Annotated in this window: 19 protein-coding genes; 6 read left to right on the forward strand and 13 right to left on the reverse strand. The window is 35.9% G+C overall.

Annotation, left to right across the window (positions count from 1 at the left end; translation table 11 throughout):
* Positions 1–21 precede the first annotated feature (21 nt).
* From ACY2LT_RS08750 to ACY2LT_RS08770, 5 genes are all read right to left on the reverse strand, one after another.
* The gene (locus tag ACY2LT_RS08750) at positions 22–1,536 is read right to left on the reverse strand and encodes a sensor histidine kinase (RefSeq protein WP_491815191.1); all 1,515 of its coding nucleotides are present in this window, start codon (positions 1,534–1,536) and stop codon (positions 22–24) included.
* Between the two features lie 135 nt (positions 1,537–1,671).
* On the reverse strand, positions 1,672–2,697 hold the full coding sequence (gene tsaD, locus ACY2LT_RS08755; RefSeq protein WP_491815192.1) for a tRNA (adenosine(37)-N6)-threonylcarbamoyltransferase complex transferase subunit TsaD: 1,026 nt from the start codon (positions 2,695–2,697) through the stop codon (positions 1,672–1,674).
* Entirely contained in the window at positions 2,694–3,293 is a 600-nt protein-coding gene (locus ACY2LT_RS08760; RefSeq protein WP_491815194.1) for a LolA family protein, read from the reverse strand. Before ACY2LT_RS08760 ends, tsaD begins: the two co-directional genes overlap by 4 nt.
* Before the next feature lie 8 nt (positions 3,294–3,301).
* Entirely contained in the window at positions 3,302–4,144 is an 843-nt protein-coding gene (locus tag ACY2LT_RS08765; protein ID WP_491815196.1) for a DUF3108 domain-containing protein, read from the reverse strand.
* 212 nt (positions 4,145–4,356) lie between these two features.
* Positions 4,357–6,219 carry a T9SS type A sorting domain-containing protein gene (locus ACY2LT_RS08770; RefSeq protein ID WP_491815197.1) on the reverse strand — a complete coding sequence of 621 codons (1,863 nt, stop codon included), beginning with the start codon at positions 6,217–6,219 and terminating at the stop codon, positions 4,357–4,359.
* 569 nt (positions 6,220–6,788) lie between these two features.
* Between ACY2LT_RS08770 and ACY2LT_RS08775 the strand changes: the two genes are divergently transcribed.
* Positions 6,789–7,160: a hypothetical protein gene (locus ACY2LT_RS08775; protein WP_491815198.1), complete on the forward strand. Its 372-nt coding sequence runs from the start codon at positions 6,789–6,791 to the stop codon at positions 7,158–7,160.
* A 56-nt stretch (positions 7,161–7,216) separates the two neighbouring features.
* A complete protein-coding gene (locus ACY2LT_RS08780) occupies positions 7,217–9,034 on the forward strand; it encodes a TlpA family protein disulfide reductase (protein WP_491815200.1) in 1,818 nt (605 codons plus the stop codon).
* A 111-nt stretch (positions 9,035–9,145) separates the two neighbouring features.
* Here ACY2LT_RS08780 and ftcD read toward each other — a convergent pair whose 3' ends face one another.
* From ftcD to wecB, 4 genes are read right to left on the reverse strand one after another with little or no spacing between them, the layout of a single operon-like run.
* On the reverse strand, positions 9,146–10,771 hold the full coding sequence (gene ftcD / locus ACY2LT_RS08785) for a glutamate formimidoyltransferase (RefSeq protein WP_491815201.1): 1,626 nt from the start codon (positions 10,769–10,771) through the stop codon (positions 9,146–9,148).
* 16 nt (positions 10,772–10,787) lie between these two features.
* Positions 10,788–12,410 carry a hypothetical protein gene (locus ACY2LT_RS08790; RefSeq protein ID WP_491815203.1) on the reverse strand — a complete coding sequence of 541 codons (1,623 nt, stop codon included), beginning with the start codon at positions 12,408–12,410 and terminating at the stop codon, positions 10,788–10,790.
* On the reverse strand, positions 12,410–14,158 hold the full coding sequence (locus tag ACY2LT_RS08795; RefSeq protein WP_491815205.1) for a polysaccharide biosynthesis/export family protein: 1,749 nt from the start codon (positions 14,156–14,158) through the stop codon (positions 12,410–12,412). The genes ACY2LT_RS08790 and ACY2LT_RS08795 overlap by 1 nt, the downstream gene beginning before the upstream one ends.
* A gap of 3 nt (positions 14,159–14,161) precedes the next feature.
* A complete protein-coding gene (wecB, locus tag ACY2LT_RS08800) occupies positions 14,162–15,262 on the reverse strand; it encodes a non-hydrolyzing UDP-N-acetylglucosamine 2-epimerase (RefSeq protein WP_491815206.1) in 1,101 nt (366 codons plus the stop codon).
* A gap of 323 nt (positions 15,263–15,585) precedes the next feature.
* On the opposite strand from wecB, the gene ACY2LT_RS08805 reads away from it, so the two are divergent.
* The 3 genes from ACY2LT_RS08805 (at position 15,586) to ACY2LT_RS08815 (ending at position 21,253) form a co-directional block, all read left to right on the forward strand.
* Entirely contained in the window at positions 15,586–19,473 is a 3,888-nt protein-coding gene (locus ACY2LT_RS08805; protein WP_491815208.1) for a T9SS type A sorting domain-containing protein, read from the forward strand.
* A 10-nt stretch (positions 19,474–19,483) separates the two neighbouring features.
* Positions 19,484–20,341 carry a hypothetical protein gene (locus ACY2LT_RS08810; RefSeq protein WP_491815209.1) on the forward strand — a complete coding sequence of 286 codons (858 nt, stop codon included), beginning with the start codon at positions 19,484–19,486 and terminating at the stop codon, positions 20,339–20,341.
* A 114-nt stretch (positions 20,342–20,455) separates the two neighbouring features.
* Entirely contained in the window at positions 20,456–21,253 is a 798-nt protein-coding gene (locus tag ACY2LT_RS08815) for a hypothetical protein (protein WP_491815211.1), read from the forward strand.
* Positions 21,254–21,349: 96 nt separating this feature from the next.
* On the opposite strand, the gene ACY2LT_RS08820 is transcribed toward ACY2LT_RS08815, so the two are convergent.
* Both ACY2LT_RS08820 and ACY2LT_RS08825 read right to left on the reverse strand, forming a co-directional pair.
* On the reverse strand, positions 21,350–21,901 hold the full coding sequence (locus tag ACY2LT_RS08820) for a hypothetical protein (protein WP_491815213.1): 552 nt from the start codon (positions 21,899–21,901) through the stop codon (positions 21,350–21,352).
* A gap of 11 nt (positions 21,902–21,912) precedes the next feature.
* Positions 21,913–22,719 carry a nitrilase-related carbon-nitrogen hydrolase gene (locus tag ACY2LT_RS08825; RefSeq protein WP_491815215.1) on the reverse strand — a complete coding sequence of 269 codons (807 nt, stop codon included), beginning with the start codon at positions 22,717–22,719 and terminating at the stop codon, positions 21,913–21,915.
* 324 nt (positions 22,720–23,043) lie between these two features.
* On the opposite strand from ACY2LT_RS08825, the gene ACY2LT_RS08830 reads away from it, so the two are divergent.
* Entirely contained in the window at positions 23,044–23,874 is an 831-nt protein-coding gene (locus tag ACY2LT_RS08830; protein ID WP_491815216.1) for a C40 family peptidase, read from the forward strand.
* A 127-nt stretch (positions 23,875–24,001) separates the two neighbouring features.
* Here ACY2LT_RS08830 and ACY2LT_RS08835 read toward each other — a convergent pair whose 3' ends face one another.
* On the reverse strand, positions 24,002–25,684 hold the full coding sequence (locus ACY2LT_RS08835; RefSeq protein WP_491815217.1) for a GAF domain-containing SpoIIE family protein phosphatase: 1,683 nt from the start codon (positions 25,682–25,684) through the stop codon (positions 24,002–24,004).
* A complete protein-coding gene (locus tag ACY2LT_RS08840) occupies positions 25,663–26,709 on the reverse strand; it encodes a YncE family protein (protein WP_491815218.1) in 1,047 nt (348 codons plus the stop codon). The genes ACY2LT_RS08835 and ACY2LT_RS08840 overlap by 22 nt, the downstream gene beginning before the upstream one ends.
* Positions 26,710–26,793 lie beyond the last annotated feature (84 nt).

A 26,793-nucleotide genomic window follows, 5' to 3' on the forward strand; every position in this document is an offset into this window, starting at 1 on the left:
GCTCACCTCCCCGCCTTTTTTTTATGCAGTTACTTCTTCTTTCTTTTGCTTAATTGGAAGTGAGAATGCGAATGATGAACCTTTTCCAAGAGTGCTTTTTACCCATACTCTTCCATTGTGCGCATCGACGAGTTTCTTCACTATCCACAAACCAAGACCTGTAGAAGTTTCTCCTCCGGTTGGCTGTGCCGAGAGCTTGTTCCCTCGCTGAAACGCTCGTTTTATGTCGTCTTCTGTGAGTCCAAGTCCGTTGTCATTGACTTCTATAATTACTTTATTATCGTCAAGATAAGATTTTACGTGCACTTTCCCTCCCTTTTGAGTGAACTTTATTGCGTTTGATACAAGGTTGTCGAGTACTTCGTCAATTTTTTGTACATCTATTTCGATTTCAGGTAAGTTCTTTGCAATGTCGAAGGTCATTTCAATGTTTTTGCTTTTTGCTGAAACAAAGTTTCTATTAACAACATCCTCAACTAAATCAGCAATTGGAACTGTTTCAATATTGAGTTCAAGCTTTGTTGTCTCAAGAGCAAGAATTTTTGTAACTTCCTGCGAAAGGCTAACGATACGAGCTGTTGTTTCTGCAATATCTTCGATAATTTCTTGCTTTTCAACAGCTGATAAATCATACGAACGAAGCAAATCTACAAGGCTCTTAATCAAAGCTGCCGGATTTTTTATATCGTGAATAATCAATGCAAAAAGTTCATCTTTTTGCTGCTGCAGATTTTCTAATTCTGCTTTGGAATTGGATAAGTGATTAAGCTTTTCTTGTAATTCCTTGTTTTGCTTACGCATATCGTTCGAACGGGCTTGAAGAGCGTCAATTTGTCCACGTAATGCAGATATTTCAGCACGAAGATTGCTGTTTTCGGACATTATCTTGTTGTACTCTTCTTTTGTGATTACAATGTTTTCTAATTCGTCCATATTTTCACCTTTATTTTTTTTATTTTTAATTCCAACATAGATAAAGAAAATCGTTGAGGCAATTATTATTCCAAATGTCAACCCAAAAATTAATGATACTTTATCAAATAAAAATGAACTGATTTTTGTTTTTTCAGGTAGCATTTTTTCTAATTTTTCGATATGCCTTTCGTATTGCTCTAATCTATCAAGAAGCTCAGCCTCTCGATTATTCACCCTGAATGTAATTGTACTTGTTTTGGCAATCCAGCGCCCCTGTAAATCAAATCCTCCTGCTACAAAAGTATAATTATCCTCAAATAAATCAGAATATTGAACAACATCTGAACCAGTAACCTTAAAGCTCGAATCTTGCTTTGTTCGCAGAACTACACGATAGTAAAACGAATTACCGGCGTTTTTCGGTATATTTTTTATAACATATTTGAAAGTAATTGTATCGCTCTGTCGCACCACAATCTCTTTTTCATCCGATAAATTAATTTGTATATTGTTTACTTTTATTTCGAGAATTTCACTCTCTGGCTGCTGGCTTTTCGCCACTTGCACAATTGCGAGCAATACAATTAATAAAATTGTGTATAGTCCTGTTTTTCTCATCATTCTTTAATTTATTTTTGACTTTTCATACAAAATCTAAGACAAAAACCAAGCCAATAAATTGCAATATAAATGATTAAAAATAAAAAAATTATTTCAAATTTGAAATAAAGAGAGAAATGTAATTTTTTTAATTAATTATTCATTTTTCTTTCTTGAACGAAGTGCATTTGCACTTACCCGAAAATCTAATCTGAAAAAAGACTCCCGCCCTTTTTCAAGTAGCTTCTTCTCGGCAATGAAACCAATCATTGCTGCGTTGTCCATACAATATCCCATTTCGGGTGCATATGTGGAAATTCCAATTTCTGCTGCCTTCGTTTTCATTTTTTCTCTGAGCCAACTGTTTGCAGATACTCCGCCTGAAATCACAATGTTCCTTGCTCGATGCTCTTCTGCTGCTCTTATAGTTTTTGCAACAAGCACATCCACAATTGCCGCTTGCACCGAAGCAGCAATATCCGGCAAAACCTCACTGGGAACACCACCCGGATAATTCTTATAAACAAAGTTTTTTACAGAGGTTTTCAATCCGGAAAAACTAAAATCGTAATCTCCGGAATTTATCATAGAGCGCGGAAAATCAAATCTTTTGCTGTTGCCGAGTTGTGCTAATTTATCAATTTCAGGTCCACCGGGATATGCAAGTCCCAAAAGTTTTGCAATTTTATCGAAGGCTTCTCCTGCCGCATCGTCCCGGGTAAGCCCAACTATTTCATAATCATTAAATGAATGCACTAAGAAAATTGCTGTGTGTCCTCCACTTACAAGCAGATTAATAAATGGAAAGCCGCACCCGCTATTGCTAATCAATCCGGAATATATATGTCCTTCGATATGATTTATTGGAACAATTGGCAAATTGTATTTAACCGAAAGCCCTTTTGCAAAGTTCGAGCCGACTATCAGCGAACCAATCAAACCCGGTTCGGTTGTAACTGCAATTGCTTCAATATCTGTTGGAAGAAGTTTTGCTTGCTCGAAAGCAATTGTGGTGAGTTCGCAAATTGCTTCAAGGTGTGCTCTCGATGCAAGCTCGGGCACAACCCCACCGTATTTTTTATGAAAATATTGCGATGAAATAATATTGCTTCTTATTTGTCCATTTTCAACAATCGAAACCGATGTTTCATCGCAACTTGATTCAAACGCTAATATTTTCATCTTATATCTATTGTTTCAACGTTTTTGGGTGCTTTGAAATTAAAATATTCTTTTTCAAATTTTGGATTTATCCTGACATCCCAGATTGCCCATTTTTCTTCATTTTTGTCTTTAATGATTGAAATAGAGGCAATTTCTCCTTTGGTATCAATCCACAATTTTATTTGCGAAAATTGCTCGCTTGTTTTTGGTTCAAGCGTCAATATTTTAAACGAGGTTCCCCGGGAAGAACTTTCAACTTTTAGTTCAACTGGATTTAGCTGTGAAATCAGCGAAAAGAAAAAGTTTTCCAACGAGTTCGTGTGTATATTACTATCGAAATTACTTATGATTACATTCTTGTCTGTTTCTGAATAATTCCAGAGAGTTTTACCATTGCAAGTGATTACCCTATCGCCCATACGCAATACATACTTGTTTCCCTTTTGTGCATCAAGTTTTCCTTCCAGCGAATGATTGTTCAGCGACTTGAACTTCAAGGAAATCGAAGTGATATTTCCATATTTAGTCAATAAGGAATTATAAACCTGAGTTTTATCGTTTTGGGCAAAAACAGAAACAACTGTAAGCAAAAATACAATCAATTTAGTTCGCATCTTTCCCCCTAATTAATTTTTGCAGTTACCGGACCGCGTGTGCCGCTATAAGATACTAAATCTGCACTTACAAATCCGATTAAAATTCGTGTAGCCACTTTTACAGGAATTTTGCGATCGTCGTCGCTAAGCCAGATGAAAATGCTGCCTTCGCTCTTGAAAAGCCCACCTTTTACAACAAGCGGTTCAATAACAATACAGCGAAACTTGCCAGCTTCAACATCTATTGTTTCCCTGCGGTGAATTTTCACTCCCAGAGTATAAGTTGTATCTTTAAAAAAATGCTTCAAATAGAAGACGTGTCCGTCCTTCATAGATTTCAAGTCAAGCGTGCGAGTATAGTAAAAGGCTGAAACTACATCGTGGACATATTCAGGCACCTTGTATTGCTTATCTTTAACAGTTGCTGTGTTGTTTACCTGGTCGAAAATTGCCCGGGCATCTCTTTTGTAGTTTCCCTCGCGGATACTTTGCTCAAATTCCCAGGGAAAAATTCCTGCCACATCGAGCACAGTCCGATAACGATCCCGCACCTTGTACAGCATTTCCAAGCTTGGCAGCGAACGCACCTCGAACCGGACATCATAGCATTCGCGCCCGTTTCTGTAAACCGGATTTGGCTGAATATGAAAATATCCAGTACCGGCTGTAATAAATTTATAACCCACTTTATAATTTAATTTTTCGTTATATCCAAAAGCTTCGTTAGGAATATACCGGAAAGATTTTCCTTGCTGCTGGGCAACAAGCAGATTTTTTACCTCGTTATCTAAAATAGTTATTAATGAAAACACAATAGCGACGATAACTGTTGCTAAAATAAATTTGTTCAGATTTTTTGTTATTTTCATTTCGTTCTCATACACTTTTACATTATATAAATATACGAATAAATAGGCAATTTGTTAATTGTTTTATGTTCATATGCAAAGTCTTCTTCAGTGGTGCAATTAAAAGAAATGCAGTTAGATTGCTTAATATGTTTGTTTTTTCAGATATTTATTATATAAAAAAACCGAGGGAAAATAATTTCACCCCGGCTTTTTTCTCTTTTTATATTTAGTTATTCAATTACAATCTGTTTTGTGGTAACGTTCGAATTATTAATGATTTTTACGTAATAAACTCCTCTTGGTAAATTTTCTGTGCTTATTCGGTTATTGCTATTGGATGCTTTATCAAAATATACAATTTTCCCATTGTTGTCGAAGATTTGAATTGTTGATGCTTCTTCGCATTCTACTACAAAATACTTATTTGCTGGATTAGGATATATTCTTATGTTTTGTTCGCTACTGTTTTCGATAGAAGTTGCAGCATTTGATTTAACAAAAATTGGATTTGAATAGAACCAGAGATCATCGAAAGATTTTGCAGCAGTGTTTTTGCCGTAACCTTCCAATGTATCGCTGAGTGGATTACCTTGTCCATCAGTCTGATTTGGAACATTCAAGCCAAAGTTCGAACCGCGTAATCTGAAATACATATGATTATCAACAGACACATTGATTGTCATTTCTTTCCAGCCATTGCCGATATCTGACCATTTCTTGCTTGTAATACCTTTGCTATCTGTAATACCTCCGTTTGCATCAAATCTTGCAATAATTCTTGTTGTTGCTACTGTATCTACATTGTAAAGCGGGCTTGATGGATCTATCTTGTTTCCGACTTTGCCTGCAATCAAAACAACGTTGTTCACTTCCGGTCTGTTGTATGAAGACCAAACGTTGTGATTTGGTTTTGATGGAACGTGGAATCTTATGGTAATATTTACCGACTTTTTATCTGTTACTAAAGTTTCGCCCATTGTAGCGTTTTCAACAAAGAAATGTAAGCTATCAATTAAGTCTCCCGATACAACCCATACGTTACCGGAACGTGCTCCATCGATAATAGCTTGTGGATTTTTCTTATCGCTTACGTAAACATAAGTTTTTTGGTATTCGCCGGGATAAAAGTCGCCACCTTCGTCAGTTGTATTGTGGCAGTCTGAATTTGAGAACAACCAGTATTTTCTGCCTTCGGAAAGCATAGCATCCCATAGTCCACCAACTTTTGCTGAATATATTCCGGCACCTCCGTATGTGCCTCCACCAGCGCTTGTATTAGAGTAACTTCCGCGATATTTTTCTTTTTGATGTCCTGGAATACTTTCAAAGCCAAATGCAACATCTGGTCCGGCATTATTGAAGTCTCTTAAATCAGCGATTGTATATCCGCCTTTGCCGGGCAATTTTCTCTCTGGGTGTGCAATTATTGCCCAGCTTGTATTTCTATGATTTTGTTGCAACCAGGCAATTGCTTCTACTGCTTTCTGATGATTATTGACGTGGTTTTTCCCTTGCCAGCCTTGTGATAATCCACCATTAGTATCCTTGTCTGAAGCGTCAAACAAGAATTCAAATTGTGCCACAACATTTGCATTATCATTTTGTTTGTATTGATCGCCTAAAATTACTATACTGCAATGCTCATGTCCAGGTACATTCCATTCGACTCCTTGTAGTACAATTTTGTTTGGATAAATTTTCCTTGTTAACTGAACTGCTGCGTACGAGAAGTCTCTTATCGATTGCCATCTCCACATCTTGGGGTTCTTTCCAGAAGTCCCATCGCCAATTAATTTTGTTGGTGAATGTGAATCCCAATATGTTATTACGGGAAGCACTTTCCCTGTTGAATCAAAACCACCAAATAAATCAATTCCAGAATACAAACCGTTCATTTTAAATGCTCCGCCATGTTCGCTGTTTGCCCACCAGTCCAAACCAAACTCCGCATTTTTGGTCATCATATGGAAAATACTGTACGAACCATCAGTAAATGTTGTGTGTTGATGAAAATCTCCAACTGTCCAGCCTGGCTGCGCTTGCAAATTTAGATAAAAGAAAAGTGAGAGTGATAGTAGAATTAATTTTTTCATTTGTTTAAACCTTATTGTTAATAAAACATTTTTGACAAAGGCAAAACTATCCTACTTGTTTAAAGCAATAATTAAAGATTAATTTTTTTTGTATAAATTTTCTTTTCTTGACGCAAGTGATTATTTTGTTTGTATTTATAGTTGGTTTAGTCTTACTTAATATAAATTTAATGTAAATTTCATTAATATTCTTTAATTTTATATTAACTTTTTTTTAATTCTATTATTCAAAACAATTTTTTTCCTTGCATTTCTTTTTGATTTTTAATATATTTCTGTTGTATTGATTTTAGTTCTCTTTATTCATTTTTTTTCATTTAATAATCTTCAAAATGCGGAAGCATTGCGATATATATAATTCCTCTATTTCAGAAGCGTATAAGTGCTTGATAATTAATGGCTTATTGTATTGCGGGGGGGGGGGGGACTTTCACTTGTAATATTATGGCTTATTTGCTCTTGCAAATACTTGCGACCCCCACCAAAACAATAGAGCATCATAAATTACTCTTTTATCTAATATATTTTTCTAATATTCAATTATTTTCAACATTAAATAAGGTGAAAAAATGAAAAAAATATTTGTTATATTCAGTGTTCTTCTTTTATCAGCGTCAATTCTATTTTCTGGTATTAACGCACCGTCAATTGTTCCGGAAGGTGCAAGTTGGCGAATTGATATTTATCCTGGAAATCCTCAGTGCTATGGTAAGTGGGTATCGATATCGACACACTATGATGAAGAAGGTATGCCAAAATGGGGGCAAGGACAGTGTCAGCCAAGCGTAAAGCACGAATGCCACTGTTGGGACTGGGTTACCTGGTGGTATGGCATAGCCAATATTCCCTCACCACCCAAAGATTGGGAATCTATTTTTGGGACTTATGATGAGTTCCCGACTTCTTATAATCCAGAAACAGGTCAATATGAAAGAGAATAATCAAATTGGGGTAGGTTATACACCTGCCCTGTTTTATTAACAATAAAAGGTGAACTATGAGAAAGATATTGTTTATATTCTTAGCACTAATGGTACTTGGTTGCTCGCAACAAATCTTAACCAATAATAATAATTTTAATTATGCTGATTTGCTATTCATAAAAAATGGTAAAAAATTAATTCAGGGCAATGAATATGAATTTTTCTGGAAAACAAGCGGACTAAATTCTAAAGTTTTTTATTCTGCAATATCTTTTATATTTGAAAAAGATGGTTTTTCGAGAAATGAGATAATAAAACTTGAAAAAATTGACAGCGTTTTTTATCGCGGTTTTGTTAGGATACCTGAATCTGCCTCATCTGTGTATTTTGCTCTTACAACACCTTTAGCTGATTTATCCTGTCCTTATTCAATCACTTTACCAATTTATAAAGATGAAAACACACATGAATTTGGAGCAAATTCAACATTGCTGTATATTGCAGACACTCAAAATTATTTAAAATATTTCTACAATGAAAGAAGCCTTTATCCTGATAACTATGCTATTTATTTAGTGCGATGGCTATATGAAATGGAGAAAAAGATATTTGTAGCAGATTCAGTTAGAAAACATCTTCAAGAATTAAAAAAAGAAAAAGATTCTCCCGATATTCAATTACTGAAATTAGTTGGCAACACAATGCTTATGGATTACTCAGAACACAGCAAAATACTTGAAAATCTGGCACAAAACCTGAAATGTTCTAATATATTGAATAATCAATATGTTGCCGGTGCTGTACAGCAATTATTTATTAATAATTATGAAAAAGACACGGTTAATATAAAAAAGATAATAGAGAATATTGTAAAATACTGCCCAAATTCTATGTTTTCTCAAGGTATGATAGAACCTGGTCCGAAAAATGTCAAAATTCTACCGACTTCAATAATTCTATGGTTGATCAACAAAAATTTAGAAAGTCAGACAGATTATAATTTATTGATTCCAAAATTTAATATTCTAACATTTAATTTTTTACCTGATTCATTAGAATCTGCTGAGATCTTAGCAAGCAAACTATATACCGATTATATTAACTATTTTGTTGATGGTGATAATTATTATAAAATTAAAGATTATTCTCATAGTCTTTATTCCAGAATAGGAATGCTACCATCTGCTTATAAAAAGTTAGCTTTTGTAACGAAGGATTACGATAAATATCTTGGGTATATGAAAGAGATAGCAGAGAAAATTAATTACAATTTATCATCAAAAGCTTTGTTCTACTATGATATAGGATTGGTATATGATAGTTTGTCCATATTAGATTCAGCTTCAAAATATTATTATTATTCGCATTCATTGCTACCAGTTCGTTCGCTTGGATATGCTCAATTAAAAAAATTAACTCCAAAAATGGGATATAGCGATGTCGATAAATTTGTTGCAGATATTAGCAAAAAATATGGTTTCCCTTTAACCAAGATTGGGGATAATTTCCCTTCAATTGAATATGTTGATGGGACAAAAGAAGATATTGCTAATAACAAAGTTCCAAAAATAGTGTTTTTCTATAATACTACTTGTGGTCCTTGTGAACGAGCTTTTAAAGATTTAAAAAAAGTGAAATCATTGCTTGATAATAAAAAAATTAAATTATTTTTTATTTCGCCAGAAAATACTGATAAATTAAAAAAATGGTGGATTTATGATTCTTTTGGCGTTAAAGTGATAAATAATGCTGCTCAGATAAAATCTGCCTTTGGTTCTGACGATTCTGTCCCTCAAATATTACTTCTCAATGCTGACAGTTATATTGTAAATTGGATAACCGGATATTCCCCCGAAGGAATGAATTGGGAAGAAATTCTTGGGAAATTATAATTATAACACCAATCTAACACAATTATGCCTATTTTGAACCTTCGGAAGGTCCGAAAACCTTCCGAAGGTTATCAAACCGGGCACTTTCAGAAAAAACACTTTATCTTAACACTATTTCTTGTCTCTTTCTTCTAATATTTTTAGTATTTCAGCGCATTTTGTTTTTGATCGCTCTACCATTGCTTCCGCTTCTGCAAGTATCCTCTTTTTGAATTCTTCGTCCTTTATTCCAGGCAAATTAATCAACACATTTCGATATGCACCCCAAATGCCAACTTCAAGGGCGCGAGCACCTACCTCAACATCTGATTTTGACGCAATATTGCCAATTTTTGCGACTTCAACCATTGCATCCCAGGCAGCATCGCCAAGTCGCATAGTCCCAAGTGGCACTTCAATCGCCTTCTTCAAGCCATCTTGCATCTTTTGTTCGCGGATTTGTTTCTCTTCCTCAGTATCCTTTGGCAATCTCAACGCTTCCATATAATCATTGAAAGCATTTGTATCGGCATCTATCATTGGGATTAGCGCCTGCACTGCATTATGCAACGGTGGTATTATTCGACGCAAATCCTTTTCCAGATGCTCAAACTTGCGAACTCCATAAGTAAGCTTCGCAACCATTGCCCCAAGTCCGGAACCAATTGCCGCAATCGCAGCGGACGCACTCCCGCCACCTGGTGCAGACGAACGCGCCGCTACTTCCTCGATAAAACCGCGTACCGTCATTCCTGCAAGTGGTTCGACTGGTTCTTCTTTTATTATATATTCGATAATTCTTTTCTTCGGGTCGAACTGCGAAACTGAATTTAGTCCAAGCCTATCTATCACAAGCTTTATTTTTTGGTCTTCGTCCAGTATGAATAAATTTTCCTTTTCAATATAGTAATCTGCTGCCACGAGCATCGCTTCAAGCGGAATTAATCCCACTATTTCAGAACCTGCAACACCGACGTTGATTTCCTTTGCGATGCGTTTTGCTTCCTCGAATGCAATGTGTGGCGGTGTTACTTTGAAATTTGTCAAATTCATTGAAATTTGAGCCATATTGTATTCATTGACCCACCAGCCAATTGCTTTCACTTCTTTGAGCAATCCCGGCTGACCATCGCCACGTCCCGCCTCACGCAAATCCAACGCAATCCGGTGCGCCTGGTTGTTTGTTCCAAGTATGTTGATATTATATGCAATCAGGAAAAATCTTGCTCCTGCAACAGTTGCTCCCCATTCCGGGATAAACTCGGCAGGACCAAAATCGGGCTTCCACTCGGGCTTGTGTATTTTTTCACGTAATCCTTCATATTCACCCTGACGAATATCCGGAAGACGCTTGCGATATTCTTTCTCTTGTGCATATTCATACAAATACACCGGAATGCCAATTTCTTCGGCAGCGCGCCGGCCAAACTCTTTTGCAAGCTCTACGCACTCTTCCATAGTAACATTTGCAACAGGAATGAATGGACAAACGTCTAATGCTCCCATTCGTGGATGTTCACCTTTGTGGTGTCGCATATCAATAAGTTTTCGAGCCACTTTTGCTGCATTAATTGCACCATCTACAATATGTTCGGGCGAGCCAACAAATGTATAAACTGTTCTGTTGGTTGATTTGCCCGGGTCAACATCAAGCAGTGTGCAACCCTCTGTTTGTCTGATGGCGTCTGCTATTGCATTGATTATCTCTTCGTTTCTGCCTTCTGAAAAATTGGGCACACATTCAACGATTTTTTTCATAACTAACCTTTATTAATTAAAAATCACCAAATTTTAATATCAAACGTGCGTACGGACGCACATTCCCATTTATATTTGAATGCCTGAAATATCCCAATACATAGAAATTACGAAAAATCTCATATCCCATCGAAATAGAAGCAGAAAAATTCCGCTCCACTTTGCCGGTCAAAAAGCCTACCTCCATCGGGTCGAACCACCTGCGCGTTTGGAAAGGGTCGCCACCAGCATTGTATATCAAACTATCGCCTTCGAAAATATTTGCTCCGTGCCGTGTATAACTTATTCCAAGTTCAATAGGATAACGCTGTCCCCACCAATATTTTACCGATAGCAAATATCTGTCTGAATTAGGCAAGAGTATAGAACCAATTAGTTTTCCATCGTGCGAAACAGTGTTTTGTCTGTTAAAATGCGAAAAAGTATATGGCTCGACCCGTGCATACTCAAATCCAATATCCAGATTATTTGCCGAAGCATATTCCACTGAGAAATTATAAGCCATTTTGTTGCTCCAGTAGCCTGTTCCGACTTTTTCGAAAATTATGTCGTCGAGCAAATAACTTCCTTTTACTTGCAATCTGCTAATCGGGCGGACAGTAAAAAACAATCCCATCAACGAATTATCTCTATCGTGCAAAGCGTGTTCAATCGATTTCAAAAAGCCAATCGGGTTTAGATATGCTAAATCTGTATTTCTATTGGAATATATTACTTGCTCGACAAAGGCAACTTCTCCCCAGCTTGGTCTTACCGCAATTTTATGGTAAGCCATATACTTGGGCGGTATTTCTGCAAAGGCACCAATCGAGCTTTGAGTTGGCTCACCAATAAGCGAACCGTGAATAAATGAATATTCAAAATTGCTGAATTTTGCTGCAAGAGTGAGTGCGTCAAATGCTGGTGCGAGGTCTGCAATAAAAGTTCTTTGCTGAAGCCCAGCGCCTTCAAGCTTTGTTTCGCGTGCAATTGATGCAAAGAACCAACGATTACGATAATTCACGTGAGATTCGGAAAAGTCGATATCATCATTCAATTTTGTAAATTTTATACTTTTTGCATAGTATTTATCATTTGCCGCAAGCCCGCGTGAACCCGAGAACAAACGTCCGTTAGTCGCTTGCAGATAAAATCCCATTCGGTTGTCAATACTACCTTTGAAACGAACACCCAAAGTTCCTATAATGCTTTTTTCGCCATTTCTTAGCGAGAGCATATTATCGAGCATACCAAGTGGCGAAACTGCAATTTTTGTAGAGTCATAAGAATAATAATAGAAAAACTTTTCTTTGTCCGAAAACAAATCTTTTGAAAGCACAAAAGAACTATCGCTTGGGCTACTGAAAAGAACGGTGTTTTCTCTGCTTACAATTTCGAATTCGATTAAATATTTTTCAAGTAATTTTACGTCAGAGTTTGTAAGATATTCTCGCTTATTATTAATTTCACGCAGAATTTCCTGAATTTCCATTTTTTGAAGCGGCAGCGACGATAGCGAACGGTGTTCAAGCAAACCAATAGCTTCCGCTCTTTGCAGAAAAATATATACAGGGTGGGCAACCTGAACATTTTCTACTTGTGCATATACAATGCTTGCAATCAAAAGGCAGATTGCCGCTATTATTGTCCTTTTTATCATTATTTGTTCTTCGAAACCCAGTAAATGTTAAATAAAGTTCCGATTACTGCAACTGTTACGCTCACAAGCGAAGCAATTGTTCCGTATTTCTGCCATTCTATTGCAAGTGGAACATCTGGTGGACGCGGTACATAAATTTCATCACCTGCGAACACAAATGTATTTTCATCACCTTCTGTCCATACGCGGGATTTGCCACGGATAATACGGGCACGCTTTTTCGCAGCTCCTTGTGCATAACCTCCGGCTTTCTCTATATACCATTGCATTGTTTTGCCTTCGTGAAACTCTACATATCCCGGATGATTAACCTGACCATAGACATATACATATCCGGGGTTGTCCGGCACTGTTATCACATCACCGTCGTAAAGCAGAACGTTATCTATTTCTGAATTTTCTTTAAATGCCTTGACAAAATCACAAGAAACTATTTGCTTTTTAAGCATCATATCAATATAGAAGCGTGTTGTATCCTCCATCGTCAAATCGCTGTACTGGAATGATGAATAATAGTCCCCCCGATAATCTACATATGCATCAATCATTTCCTGACGTCGGGTAATATATGCAAGCGGCAGATATGCTTTGTTTGTAAAACCTCCTGCTTGGGCTATCACGTCTTTAAGGCGTGTTTGTCCAAAATTGACGGGATAGATACCGGGATTTTGAACTTCCCCACGAACCGAAACAGTTGCCGTGTTTTCATATTTTTTCTGTTCTAACATTCCGACAACAATGCTTGCTCCGGCTTCAAGCTCAATATCTTCTTGCAACAAGTTCAAATTTCTATCAACTTTTATTTTTCTTGGTGCTTGTCCCTGCTGATATAGTGTAATATTGTTCAAATCTGCATTTTCTTTAAGCCCATAGCAGAATTTCAACACATAAGATAATTTGTCTTCATTTTTGTAGGGCAACACAACAGGTCTGTGAACTGCACCGCTCAAAGATACTTTTGGGTATTGATATGGTTCAAATGGAACAAATATTTCATCGCCTTCTGCAATGAACGGGTCGTATCTGAGGTCTCCTGTTGCAATTGCTCGCTCAATATCAACATTTTGCGAAGTTTTAAATTTGCGCAACAAAGTAATATTACGCATTGAATATAGATTTTCCGATGCTATTCCTGATTCAGAATAGCTTTTTGTTCGTTCTCTTGTCCTTGATTGCAGTTTTTGTATTGACATTCTTTCTTCGTCAGCAAGTGATTTTTCTGTGGAAATTTGATTTGCAAATTTTATTGCTGTCGATACTCTATATGACGAAGGCAGAGCATAAGTGCCGGGAAATAAAACATTTCCACTTATTGTAACGATTACAGTTCTTGCCTTCCTCAACGAAAGATTTACTTCTACTCTTTCGTTCCTTTGTCTGAAAATAATTGATAAAGTATCTTTCAACTGTGCAAGTGTCATATCCCGAACAGATATTTCTCCACCACGAGGCAATACAAGAGTCAGATCGGGCGACACCATAAGTGGCACTTCATAGGGAACAATTGGATTTGCCTGCAATGAAATAATATCGCCTGGTCCTAAATAGTAATACTTTGGCTCAACAACGTTGCCAACAGGCATCCTATCCTGTTCTATTGCAGATGTCAATGCCTTGTCTGTTGAAGTTTGCAGCTTGAATATATCTTCTTTGTCAAGCGTTGATGAGGATGGCAATCCTTTAAGTTGTGAGTATAGATTTATACTTGCAACAAACAAGATAAACACTGCTATTGCAATTCTTTTCATTATTTATCTCAGATAATTATAAATAATCTCTACTATTCTCGAGGCAGTTTTTCCGTCCCAAAGTTTCGGAACTTCATAACTTTTACTGCTTTGATCAAATGCTTCGTATATTGCTTTCAGTATGTTTTCCTTTTCTGGTGCAACGAGCACATTTGTGCCAATTTCAACAGTTATTGGTCGTTCGGTTGTCGTTCTTGTAGTAATGCAGGGGATTCCCAGAAAAGTTGTCTCTTCCTGAATTCCTCCTGAATCTGTAATTACCAGCGAGGCGCCTTCCATAATTTTCAGGAAGTCTAAATATCCGAGAGGTTCAATCAGATGTAGCCTTTTGTTGTTATTTACTACGTTAGATAATCCAAATTCTTCAATTTTCTTTCGTGTTCTTGGATGAACAGGAAAAACGATTTTCTTTTTGCTTGTGATGTAATCAAAAATATCGAAAAACATTTTCAGCATTTCGGGTTCATCAACATTTGTAGGTCTGTGCATAGTAACAAGAACGTAATCGTCTTTTGCGAGGTTCAGTTTTTCTAATATTGTCGATTTGTGTAGTCTCTCTTTTGCGAAAATCACTGAATCAATCATTGTATTGCCTACAAAGTGAATTTTATCGCTTGGCACACCTTCGTTCAATAAATTTTCGTAGCCTGATTTTTCTGTAACAAAGAGCAAATCAGAAATTGCATCAGTAACTATTCTGTTGATTTCTTCCGGCATTGTGCGGTCGCCCGAACGCAATCCGGATTCAATATGTCCAAGAGAAATATTAAGCTTCTTTGCTGTAATTGCGGCAGCCATCGTGGAGTTTACATCACCTGCAACCAAAACTAAATCAGGTTGCACCTGCTTGCATACCTTTTCGAACTCAATCATTACTTTTGCTGTTTGTTCGGCGTGCGTTCCGGAACCAACCCCAAGGAAGAAATCAGGCTTTGGCATCTCCAAATCCTGAAAAAACGCCTCAGACATCTCAAAATCGTAATGCTGTCCGGTGTGCACAATGAGATGCTCGATTTTATCGGAATATTTTTCAGTTTCTCGTGCGATGGGGGCAATTTTCATAAAATTTGGTCTTGCCCCGACAACAGATATGATTTTTTTCATAATGCTTTCATAAATATTTAAACTACAAATTTACAAAAATGTTAAATATATAACATACTTCTATCAGAAAATAACTTTTATAATAATAAAAGTGTTACAAAATAAACAATTATTTGTTTATTGTATTAATAATCTATCTAATTATGTTAATGTTAATTTTGAAATTAATTAAAAATAAGTTAAATTAAAGATAATTAATTTTTATTTTTGCGATGAAATACACATTTTTTCTTACAATTGCAGTTTTGCTCTTGTTTTGTGGGCAAAATGCATATACGAATACGTATTCTTCCTATTCAGGAAGAAATTTTTATGTGTCTTTCATGCAAAACGAAATTCATCTCAACAAAGATCCGCTTGTTTTACGTGTTTTTCTTACATCACTCTATCCTGCCAACTATCAGGTGATAATGCCGGGCGAAACTTTTACAGGTTCTTTGAGAGCAAATGAAATCAAAGAAATTGAAGTGCCCGTTACCTTAGAAGCAAGAAATTCCGAAGTTCCTGAAAACTTAGCCATTCAAATTAAATCTGATATTCCTATTACTGTATATTGTTTTTCGAGTAAGCTCACAACAAGCGATAGCTACTCGGCTATTCCGGTCTCTCGTTGGGGGAAAAAATACATCGTAGCAAGTTATCCAAACGATCAATATATTGCAGCCGAACGAGAAAATTTAGATTCTCTAACAAAGTTTGTTCCACGTTCCAGCCAATTTTTAATAATTGCTGCATATGATGGAACTGTTATTAATTTTACTCCGAAAGCAAATACCCGTGCCGGTAAATTAGCTAATCAAAATTATCAGGTGATTCTTAATCAAGGCGATGTCTATTTAGTTCAGTCTTATCCATTTCCAAAAGGATTCGGCGATCTAACCGGAACAATTGTTACCGGCAACAAACCATTTGGATTACTATCCGGGCACGTAAGAACAGCTATTCCACAAAATGCCCCTTATCCATTTGATTCCAAAGATCACCTCGTGGAAATGCTTCCTCCAACGTATTCTTGGGGGAAAAACTATATTTCTACACCTTTTGGTGTTAATTCAAAAGGTGATTTGTTTCGTGTTGTTGCTCTCGAAGCAGAAACAATTGTTGAAATGAAAAAGTTAGATGGTAGTATTAGCTATCTGCCAATCAATAGTGCTGGCGGCTATTACGAAGTTAGAAATCTAAATACTCCTGTAATTTGGTCTTCAAACAAACCTATTCAAATTGTTCAGTATATGCAACATACCGGTGAATTTGGTGATTCAAAAGAATATGATCCATCAATGGTTGTGCTCCCACCAACTGAACAGTTTGTAAACGAGATTCTTTTCCTTACACCTCGTAATTACCGGGTTGAAGATCAATTCAAAGAGCATCGTGTTGCAGTTGTTTTCGAAAATTCTGCTCTTGCTACTTTGGCACTCGACGGGCAAAAAATAACCGATATGTGGGATGTATCTGTCGAAACCATTCCAAATACAAACTATTCCTGGACTTCGATAAGGCTCAAAGAAGGACGCCACAAATTATCTTCTACTTCCGGAAAATTTTCCGGCATTTTATATGCTTATGGTTTTCACGATTCATACGCAATGTCGCTTGGCAATTCGCTAATCGATCCCACTAACCCGGATACTATTCCGCCAACAATTCAGGTTTCCGATATTTGCGGTGTCATTCAAGGTTTCGTTACTGACTTGCACAATGCTGCCGATTTAGGTCTGGACTACGCTTATGTTGTTCCGGAACTTACAAATAACTATTCCTGGAACATTTCTGAGATTTCTGATACTGCTTTTTTCGCCAATTTTACAGCTTCTCCAATAGATCTTTATCGCGATGGACGTTTCACTATCGACGTTTTCGATAAAGCAAGCAACCGCACAAGATATTCCTTTAATTATATCGGCACAAAAATTGACAATGTCGAATCGCTTAGTTTTCCGAATACTGCACTAAATAGCAAAGATTGCCGAAGCTTCGAAATAACCAACAATAGTAATAAAATTATTGAACTGCAATCAATTGATATTGTTGGCGATGGCAGAATTTCTTTCAACACCGGCAAGACTCTTCCTTATCAGCTTTCCCCAAAAGAAAAAATAAATGTGCAGGTTTGCTTTGCTCCAAATGGTGATTCAACTTCTCTTTCTGCCGACTTAAGGCTTAATTTCGATTGTGATTATACTAAAATTGTAAAATTAAACGGTCGCGTATTTGCTCCTCAGTTTGAACTCACCGGTTACGATTTTGGAAAAATCCGCTTAGGAAACGAGGCATTGGGATTTATTAAGCTCGTTAATACCGGCAATACAAATATATTAATTGAAAACATCAGCGGTTTTAATGGTTTCACTGATTTCCAACTCGAAAGCATTCAATATCCGATTTCGCTTTTGCCCGGCGAAGAACGTCAATATTGGGTGGTCTTTTCTCCATCGCAAAGATATTTCTATGATTTTGAAATTACTGCTACAAATAGTTTTGGTTTGAGTGCAACTGCTCAAATCAAAGGCGAAGGAATTGCTCCGGATATTAATAATGTAATAGTTGATTTTGGCAGAAAAAGAGTTGGAACGAAAAATTCTATTTCCGCTATGCTGAAAAATTCCGGTAACGATGCGACTACAATTTCTATGCAAACTCTCGACGGAAATTTAGATGATGGCAATTTTGATTTGATTCGTAATCTTGATGGTATTCCATTGGGAATAAATCAGGAAAAACTCCTTGATTTTTCGTTCGAACCAACTGAAACAATTAATTACAATACTGCTGCGCAATTTCAGTGCGACTGGGAACTTCACCCACCGATTAATATTGAAATCACAGGAGTTGGCACTTTGCCCGAAATCAGCTCTTTCGATAACCGCTTTGATACTACTTTCGTTTCTCACGATTTAGATAGTGCTCTTTTGATTTTCGAAACCTCCGGCAATGAAGATTTGACAGTATTTGATGTGAACATTATCGGCGGAGATATAAATTCCTTCGAGATTGAAAATTATCCATATAGTAACCAAAAAATTCAACCTAACGAAAAAGTTTATTTTCAGACAAAATTCAAGCCAAGACGAGCTGGCGAGCATATTCTCTTTCTTGAAATTATCAGCGACGCCCTGCCGAATTATGGCATTAAACGCGATACGGTTACAATCTCTGGATATGCTTTGCCAATTGATACGCTCGATTATTCAATGTCAATTGATTTCAATAATCTCGAAGCCTGCAGGTTTTACTCAGGGAACTTAGTAATAAGAAATCTTGGCAACGTAAATATTAATGTTCAATCTATTACAATAAACAAAAATAATAATGACTTGTTCGTGAATTTTGCAACAGATGTTTCATCCTTGTTGCCATTTACAATATTGCCTGATAGTTTGCTTGCAATACCAATTGTGTCTTATGCCGAAAGAAACCAAAACGGAAAAGTCGAATTTGAAATGCTTTTCAACGATTCTCTTAGTCAAATTCTCGAAGTTGAAATTTCCCCAATTGTATATCAAATAGAACTTGTAGAAGCAAATAATTTGCAGGTAGTTCCGGGCGATACAGTTAAATTACACATTCACGGACGTTTTCCAAAGGGTATAGATGCTAAAATAGCACCAAATATTTCATTATTTGTCAATCGCTTCCTGCTCGATTTGCTGAGCAATAATACTGAATTGGTTCTGAAAGGTGCCAATACTGATTTGCATTTAATTTCGCAAATTAATAAAATCAATGATAGAATAAATCTTGTACTATCTGTTGATTCACTGATTATTCCCGAACCGCTCGATTTTTATTTTACATTAGAATTTTTAGGATTACTTCACAAGGATGATTCAACTACAATAAAATTATCTCTTAATGCTGATAATTGCTTCGACCCGCTGATTGACTTAATTCCGTTGAAAATTATCAACGTATGTAATTTTCCCTTGCGTCCAATAAAATTAATTACTAATTTGCCATATTTAAGTGTAACTCCAAACCCAATTATAGATGAATTGGTAGTGGAATTATATTTAGTTGATAATGATGAAGTTACGCTTTATATAACTGATATGCAAGGGAAAACGATGGTTTTAGATGAAAGCAGAAAATTTGATAAAGGTAAATATATTTTGAAATACAACACCTCTCATTTTACAAATGGTGTTTATAATTTGATACTTTTATCAAAACAAATGAAGGAAAATATTATTTTTATAAAAACTAAATAGTAGGTTAATTATGAACAAAAGGTTCATTTTACTATGTCTCGGGATAGTTGCGTTATCCTTTTTAAAGTTGAATGCTCAAATGGATTTAGCAGACCCACTTATGCCTGTCGAGAAAAAGCCTAATTTCTACGTTGGTCCCGTTCTGGGATACAATAAGTCTATGCACACAGTTGAATTGAAAACATTTGCTCAGGACCCGCTTTGCCCTACTTTCGTTGATGGTTCGAGCAACGGATTTTTTGGAGGGCTTTCCTTTGAGTATCTTTTAGGTGAAGCAGAAACTTCTAATTCTTCTATTATTGCTCGTTTATTATACAATAATTTGCCTGCATCGATGGAGCAAAATGATCTTGATCTTCCTACCCGTGTGATTTCAATTAGCGGTAGAGATACTGTTGAATCTATAGAATACACTTCTATTGTTCACAAAAATGAAGTGAAATATGATTTAGTTACTTTCGAAGTAATGTATAAATTCAATCCTATTCAAGGAAACGGCTTAGGGCTTACAGTTGGTCCAACATTTGATTTTGCTCTTGTTAAAACTCAGAACCAAACAATGAATTTAGTCCGTCCATTGAATGCTCAGTTCAGTCGCGATCCAAATGCCGATGCAAAAGGCTACAAATATACTAACAACGATAGAACAATAGTTATTCTCGATGGTGATATTCCAAATTCAAGTGCTTTTCGTTTAGGATTAAAGTTTGGTGTGCAATATGAAGTGCTTATGAAAGGTGGTATGTATATTGTGCCGGCAGTTTTCTATAATTTTGGGGTAACAAACTTAAATAGTGATTTCGATTGGCGAGTAAACGCACTTCAAATCGGCGTTGATTTGAGATTCTCATTCGTTAGCTTATTCTAATATATTTTGACTATAAATATAAAAAGAATGCTGCCCCTATGATGGCAGCATTTTTTATAATATTATTTTTTATGTTTCGTTTTTAATAAAATGTATTAAATAATATACAAGTAAATGAAAAAGTTAGTAGTTTTTTTCCTGTTGTTATCTTCTTCATTATTATTTTCTCAATCAGATAAACAAATTTATAGCATAGGTGGCAACGTAATCGTAAAAGGTCGCGTTACCTGCGAACTCACCGGCGAACCTGTCGAAACCGAGCTTGAATTTCGCGCCTCTAATGGAAAAAAAATTCGCACTAAATCAAATTCCATTACAGGCAATTGGGAACAAGTGTTGCCATCAGACAATTACAAAGTTATCCTACATAGCTGGAATGTCGCTCGCAAAACTTACGATATGCAAGTGCAACCAAGCGAAAAGTATAAAGAAATTCAGCAAAATTTCACTGTAAAGCGATTGCTTCCTACGGATATTTATTTGCAGTCTCCTTTATTTAAAAACAATAGGGCAGAATTGAATGCCGATTTCTCGCAAATCGCTGGTGAAATAAAAGATGTGCTAAAATATAACCGTGCTGTGGAATTTACTTTTTATGTCAGTGCCTCGGATATGAATAAACCTTCCGAACAAAAAGTTATTGCTGTCGGTAATACTCCAGACAAAACAAAATCGTCTAAAAAACCTGTGAAAAAGCAACAGCCTGCTCAAACCGAAACAGCCAAAATTCCTGACTATACCAAATTGCTCAACCAGCGTTATTCCGTTCTGAAGAGTTTTGTTAATGAGCATTTCCAGGATGCAAATCGTATCAATGTTGCAATAGATATCGACGGAAAATATTCTCGCCACCCAAATAATTTCTCGGTAGTTGTAACCAATAATTACGATAAATTCGGAACTAACAGATAATCCAACCTGTTTTTTCTGCTATCAATAAAACAGGATATAATAACATATGTTTATTATATCCTGTTTTGTATATTAATGAAATATATTATCGAATTATTAGGCTGTTGCCTTAATTTTTTTCAATACTTGCTTTGCAAGTTTTGCTACATTTTCGCGCGTACTTGTTGTGCATTCCTCGACAAATTCTTTTGCTTCTTTGTTTCCAATAATAAATCTATAGTTTTCTTTCAGGAATTCGAGCAATTTTCCACGCGAAATATCGCGGCAGTCCTCTGTATCGAACTTAATATTTCTCAGTGCAAGAAACATTGGAATAATCTCGTCGGCAAAATGAGGCTTTTGAAGCAATATTTGCCCAAGAGCCGCCAGTGCGTGATTTGAAGGAATTAATTTTCCGCTCAGCAGAAAATCTTTTAACATTGGCAGTATCTTTGCAACATTTTCATCAGTCAATACAGTTGCTAAATTACCGAGCAAATCAATTCCGGTCCATTTTATTATGTTGTTCTTTTCTTTTGTGAGTTCAATTATATAATCAAAATCCTCCAAAAAATCTTCTGGATTTTTTGCACTATCCCTTACAATCTGTTTTGCATACGAAAATTTAATTTTAGGGTTTTTCGATGATATTTTCTCTCTATCTATCATAACTATACCTACTACTTTTTCATTATTTGCTTATACATATCTGGTAATCTATCCATATTAATATCATTTATCAAATTGAATGATTTATCGCGGGTTCGTTCCGGATAGATCTCAGCAGTTATTATTTTAGCACTGTCCACTGGTGCTTCTGCAAGAGTGTCCCCATTATAATCATATATTGATGAACGCCCATTGAAAAGCAGAGTTTCATCATTACGCTTCTCTATGCCAATACGATTGGCAACTGCAAGATATACCTTGTTCTCTATTGCTCTTGCTGGCATTACTTTGTTCCACAATGGAGTTACCAAGTTAGACGGACACGCAATTAAATCGGCTCCATCCAGACCAAGACACCTTGCAGCCTCCGGGAAACGCCAATCGTAACATATCATTGTGCCTATTCTAATGTTCTTATCAGGAAACGAAACAACAAAAAAGCCTGTATCGCCACGGTCGAATGCATAAATTTCCTTATAAAATAAATGTGTTTTTCTATACACACAATTTAGCGTCCTGTCCGGAAAAAATAAACCAGCTGAATTGAATATCTTGTTGCCTTTGCTTTCGGCAAAACCGATGATTATTATTCTATTGTTGTCTTGCGCATCTTCTCGCAGAAAATCTAATTCAACTGATTCGAAATCTATAGCATTTGCCGAAGCTTCATCCCGGTTAAGAAAAAAATATCCACTTAAGCTCAACTCAGGAAAAATTATTATATCAGATTTAACTTCCGATAAACATTTTTTTACATATTCAATGTTAAATTCTTTATTAAAAAATTCAGGTGCAAATTGAACAGCCGAAATTAACATAATTTTTTCCTGATATTAGTAATTTTCATCAAAAATAATAAGAAAATTTCAAAAATCCAATATTATCAATAATTTTAGAATATTAGTGTAGGCTAAACACGTTCATAAAAATGAATATTTGATTAAAATATTATCATAAATCATTTTTTTCTTTGGTGTTTTTTTAAGATTTTTGTTTATTGCAATGTGTTGAATGTGTAATTTTTTTCACACTTTATTTTAAAGTTTCCTTTTATTAAGTGAAACGTAGAATTAATTAAAAAATTACTCCCGGTTTGGAATTCAAATCGGAGTGTAAAAATGTCTCAAAATTGGAGAGAAAGGATGTTTGAATATAGTAAGTTAAGGAAATTAATAATAATTCTGATTTTGCCAATATTATTGTTAGCTTCATTCGAAGATGTCTCGGCTGCAAAAAAGAAAAAATCACCTCGTCGCACAAAAGTTACTAAATACAATCCTTCCGCAACCCGCGCACAAGCAATCGAAATAATAAAATCAAATTCTGCATCTGTTAGTGAATTGGCTGGCTTGGAATCTAAAGTCGGACAAAATAACGATTGGTTGCTTAATAACGATGGCGAAGACCTTTACGATCCTAATATCGTCGGCGACTACGGCGAAGATATTGCCGAACTCGAAAAAGAAGACGATATTACTGTCAATATCGATGATTTTAAAACTCTCTGGATTCAATTTGTTACCGGCGAGTTCGATAAAACATCCTATGGCTTGAAAAAAACTGAGTTGATGGACAAAATAATGGAATGGCTCGGCACTCCTTATCGCTTTGGTGGAACTTCCGAGCATGCTATCGATTGCTCCGGCTGGACTCAGAGAATTTTCCTTGAAGTTGCTAATATCGCTCTTCCGAGAACTGCTCGCGAACAAATTAACGTCGGGCAAAAAGTTAATCGCAAAAACTTAGAATTCGGTGATTTAGTATTTTTCCATACATATTCAAGAAAATTTGCCTCACACGTAGGCATTTATTTAGGGGATAACTTATTCGCTCACGCAAGCTCGAGATTCGGTGTTACCGTTTCTTCGCTGGAAAGCCAATTCTATAAAACCCGCTTTATCGGTGGTCGCCGGTTGTCAACTACCGATTTGCGTAAGCTTGCATTGAACAGCTCGAAAAATAACCAATTATAAGGCTTTCCTCTTTTCTTTATTCTGAAGGCGAATGGTTTTTCGCCTTTTTTTGTTTTTGACGTAGATTATTTATTAATACCACAGAAAAGATTGGAATAATGTTGAAGTAAATAATATTCGATATTTGTTATTTTTCTCTTTTAAGTCCAACAATTGTAATATCATCATAATAGCTTGATTTAAAAGAATGTTCCTCAACTTCTGAAATTATTTTTTCTACAAGCAATTCAGCATTATATTTATGGTATGCTTTTACTATGCTTTCTAATTTCGCTTCTGTGAATTCTTCGCCGTGTTTGTTTTGTGCTTCGCTTACTCCGTCGGTGAACATTACGAGAGTGTCTTCTTCGCTGAACTCAATTTCGCCAACTTCATAATTGAACACTTTATCTAAACAACCAAGCAGCAAGCCACCTTTTCTTAATAATTCAATTTCTTTTGTCTTATTACTATATAGCATAGGTGGATTGTGCCCGGCATTTATATAAGTAAACTTATTCGATGAAAGGTCGAGCTTTCCAACAAAAAAAGTAATAAATTTATCAGGAGATGTATTTGAATAGACCAAACTATTTAATTTTTCAACCAACTCATTTAATTCAAGCTCAAGCGAAGCCAAGATACGTAAGGCAGACTGAAAATTTGCCATAAGAAGTGCTGCTGGCAATCCTTTCCCTGAAACGTCAGCTATTGCAACCAATAATTGATAGTCATCTATCATAATGTAATCAAAATAATCGCCACCCACTTGACGCGATGGAATGCTACGACCATAAATAGAGTAATTAGGAATATTAGGAGCTACTTTGGGCAAGAGGTTCTTTTGAATTTCGAGTGCATAAGCAAGTTCGCTTTCGATTGCTTTTTTGGCAAGTTCTTCCTGAAATAATCGTTCATTTTCCAACGCAGTTATTGTTGTATTAGCAATTGCTGTAATAAACAGTTTCTTTGTTTCATCATACGGTGCAAAATTATATGTAGGACCTACAATCAATAACCCTTTTGTTTCACCTTGCACTATCATAGGCACAAGTAGCTCTGCCTTTGGAAACAATTCAGCTATGTAGTGCGGGAACTCTGCTTTTTCTAATACATTTACAAATTGATTTTCACCACTAATTTCTATCCGAGTTTCATTATCAGAATTATTAAATCTATTTATCAGCACCTCGTAATTGTTTTCGCTAATTCTCCGTAGCAAAGCAAACCGATTTACCATCAGCTGACCCATCAAGTGATAGGATAGCATTTTTACGATTTTTTCATGCGAAAGCAAATAGCTGAAATCTCTTGATATTTCGAATACAGTCGAAAGCATCTGGCTATGGCGTTCTGCCTTTAGCTTCGCTTTGTTCAAATTATGCACATATTTGGTTGTTTGAAGTGCATTAGCAGTAATTTGCGATATTAGTTCGCCGTAATGTAATTCTTCGTCTGTCAGCTCAGTTTTTCCAAGAGGACTGGAAAGCAGGAAAACAGCAAGTAGCTCGCTTTTGTAATACACCGGGAAAATATAGCTAAGTTGAAATTTCTTAAAAAAATTACTAAGTGTAGAAAATTTGAAATCGCTAAAATATACCTTTTCGGGCAATAGTTTTATTCCTTTATCTACAGATAAATACAGGCATTCTTCGTTTCTGATGTATGCGGCAGCTCGGGAAAATTTTAGCTTACCCATCATACTCAAAATCGAAGCATTAAGAATCTTTTGCTCATCGTTAAGCTCGTTGAGTTTTGTGCTTAAGTCGAGCAGTGATTGCAGATTTACAATTGATTTTCTTCTTTGCTCTAATAAATTGGCAATATCCATCTAAGTCCATTTTGAACGTTTACACTATATTTTGTTGTTCCGGTGGAACGGTCGCAAATGTTTATTTTCTTAGAATTACCTTGTTCGTCAGCTACAAGAGCAATCATCTCACTTCTGAAATTGTTAAAGAAAAGTTCCCGGTACGAATATTTACCTACGTTATAAGCTGATGAGCGACTTTTGACATTTATTCTAAATAGATTGTTACCGTTTGTAACAAACAAATAATTTGAGTTTGTTATTACTGATGAAACAGGCAGAACGGTTTCAGCTTTGATGGAAGATGTTCCTATTGGTATTTCGGCAACTTTCTGCTTTGTTGTAACATCAATAATTGTTGCTATTGCTGCAGTAGGAACAACGTCTGTAAGGTCTTTTCCAAGTCCTCGCGAAACAACGACTACCTCTTTGCCGTCTGAACGAACGCCTACATAAACAGGGTAGGGTGCAACCGAAATTACTGATTCCTGCTTATTTGTGCGACTATCTATAATTGAAACAGTATTGTCCGAGTAGTTTGCCACATAAATCTGATTACCGGATGCGGCTATTGAACGCGGAGAGGAACCCACTTTTATCTGCTTTGCCAAAACAAAATTTGTTAAATCTAATAGTCCAACCTTGTCTGTGTTCTCGAACGAAATATATGCATCAGTTGCATTAGCAAATGCTATGTCGTTCGGAATAATCTGACTTTGCGAAAAATCAATTGTATATTTATAATCAAGAGTATTAAAATCTAAAACATATATTTTGAAGCTTCCCTTTGCAAATAAAAATATGTTATCCCGAAAATGCCTTGCAAGAGAAATCGTATCATTTTTATTTATCTGAGGTAGCTTTGAGAGAATATTTTCTTCCAGCACATTCCCGTTCAGCAAATCAACTTTTGCAATTGAAAGGTTATTCTCTGTGTTATAAATAAACAATGCTTTATTAGCATCTTTGAAATTATCAATTAGTTTTTCTTCGCTGTTGCAAGCTGCGAGTAGAAACGCAATAAATAGAATATATTTGAGTTTCATTGCTTCCCTCTTTTTTTGATAATACGAAATTAATTTGATAAAAGTTTACACTCTATAATAAAACAAGCAACTCTTTTTTGTTAC

It is taken from the genome of Eximiradius proteiniborus (assembly GCF_058546985.1).

What these genes read in the sequence shown, in the direction of transcription:
- ACY2LT_RS08750 (WP_491815191.1), bottom strand. Translation starts at nt 1,536, where the DNA reads ATGATGAGAAAAACAGGACTATACACAATTTTATTAATTGTATTGCTC.
- tsaD (WP_491815192.1), bottom strand. Translation starts at nt 2,697, where the DNA reads ATGAAAATATTAGCGTTTGAATCAAGTTGCGATGAAACATCGGTTTCG.
- ACY2LT_RS08760 (WP_491815194.1), bottom strand. Translation starts at nt 3,293, where the DNA reads ATGCGAACTAAATTGATTGTATTTTTGCTTACAGTTGTTTCTGTTTTT.
- ACY2LT_RS08765 (WP_491815196.1), bottom strand. Translation starts at nt 4,144, where the DNA reads ATGAAAATAACAAAAAATCTGAACAAATTTATTTTAGCAACAGTTATC.
- ACY2LT_RS08770 (WP_491815197.1), bottom strand. Translation starts at nt 6,219, where the DNA reads ATGAAAAAATTAATTCTACTATCACTCTCACTTTTCTTTTATCTAAAT.
- ACY2LT_RS08775 (WP_491815198.1), top strand. Translation starts at nt 6,789, where the DNA reads ATGAAAAAAATATTTGTTATATTCAGTGTTCTTCTTTTATCAGCGTCA.
- ACY2LT_RS08780 (WP_491815200.1), top strand. Translation starts at nt 7,217, where the DNA reads ATGAGAAAGATATTGTTTATATTCTTAGCACTAATGGTACTTGGTTGC.
- ftcD (WP_491815201.1), bottom strand. Translation starts at nt 10,771, where the DNA reads ATGAAAAAAATCGTTGAATGTGTGCCCAATTTTTCAGAAGGCAGAAAC.
- ACY2LT_RS08790 (WP_491815203.1), bottom strand. Translation starts at nt 12,410, where the DNA reads ATGATAAAAAGGACAATAATAGCGGCAATCTGCCTTTTGATTGCAAGC.
- ACY2LT_RS08795 (WP_491815205.1), bottom strand. Translation starts at nt 14,158, where the DNA reads ATGAAAAGAATTGCAATAGCAGTGTTTATCTTGTTTGTTGCAAGTATA.
- wecB (WP_491815206.1), bottom strand. Translation starts at nt 15,262, where the DNA reads ATGAAAAAAATCATATCTGTTGTCGGGGCAAGACCAAATTTTATGAAA.
- ACY2LT_RS08805 (WP_491815208.1), top strand. Translation starts at nt 15,586, where the DNA reads ATGCAAAACGAAATTCATCTCAACAAAGATCCGCTTGTTTTACGTGTT.
- ACY2LT_RS08810 (WP_491815209.1), top strand. Translation starts at nt 19,484, where the DNA reads ATGAACAAAAGGTTCATTTTACTATGTCTCGGGATAGTTGCGTTATCC.
- ACY2LT_RS08815 (WP_491815211.1), top strand. Translation starts at nt 20,456, where the DNA reads ATGAAAAAGTTAGTAGTTTTTTTCCTGTTGTTATCTTCTTCATTATTA.
- ACY2LT_RS08820 (WP_491815213.1), bottom strand. Translation starts at nt 21,901, where the DNA reads ATGATAGATAGAGAGAAAATATCATCGAAAAACCCTAAAATTAAATTT.
- ACY2LT_RS08825 (WP_491815215.1), bottom strand. Translation starts at nt 22,719, where the DNA reads ATGTTAATTTCGGCTGTTCAATTTGCACCTGAATTTTTTAATAAAGAA.
- ACY2LT_RS08830 (WP_491815216.1), top strand. Translation starts at nt 23,044, where the DNA reads ATGTTTGAATATAGTAAGTTAAGGAAATTAATAATAATTCTGATTTTG.
- ACY2LT_RS08835 (WP_491815217.1), bottom strand. Translation starts at nt 25,684, where the DNA reads ATGGATATTGCCAATTTATTAGAGCAAAGAAGAAAATCAATTGTAAAT.
- ACY2LT_RS08840 (WP_491815218.1), bottom strand. Translation starts at nt 26,709, where the DNA reads ATGAAACTCAAATATATTCTATTTATTGCGTTTCTACTCGCAGCTTGC.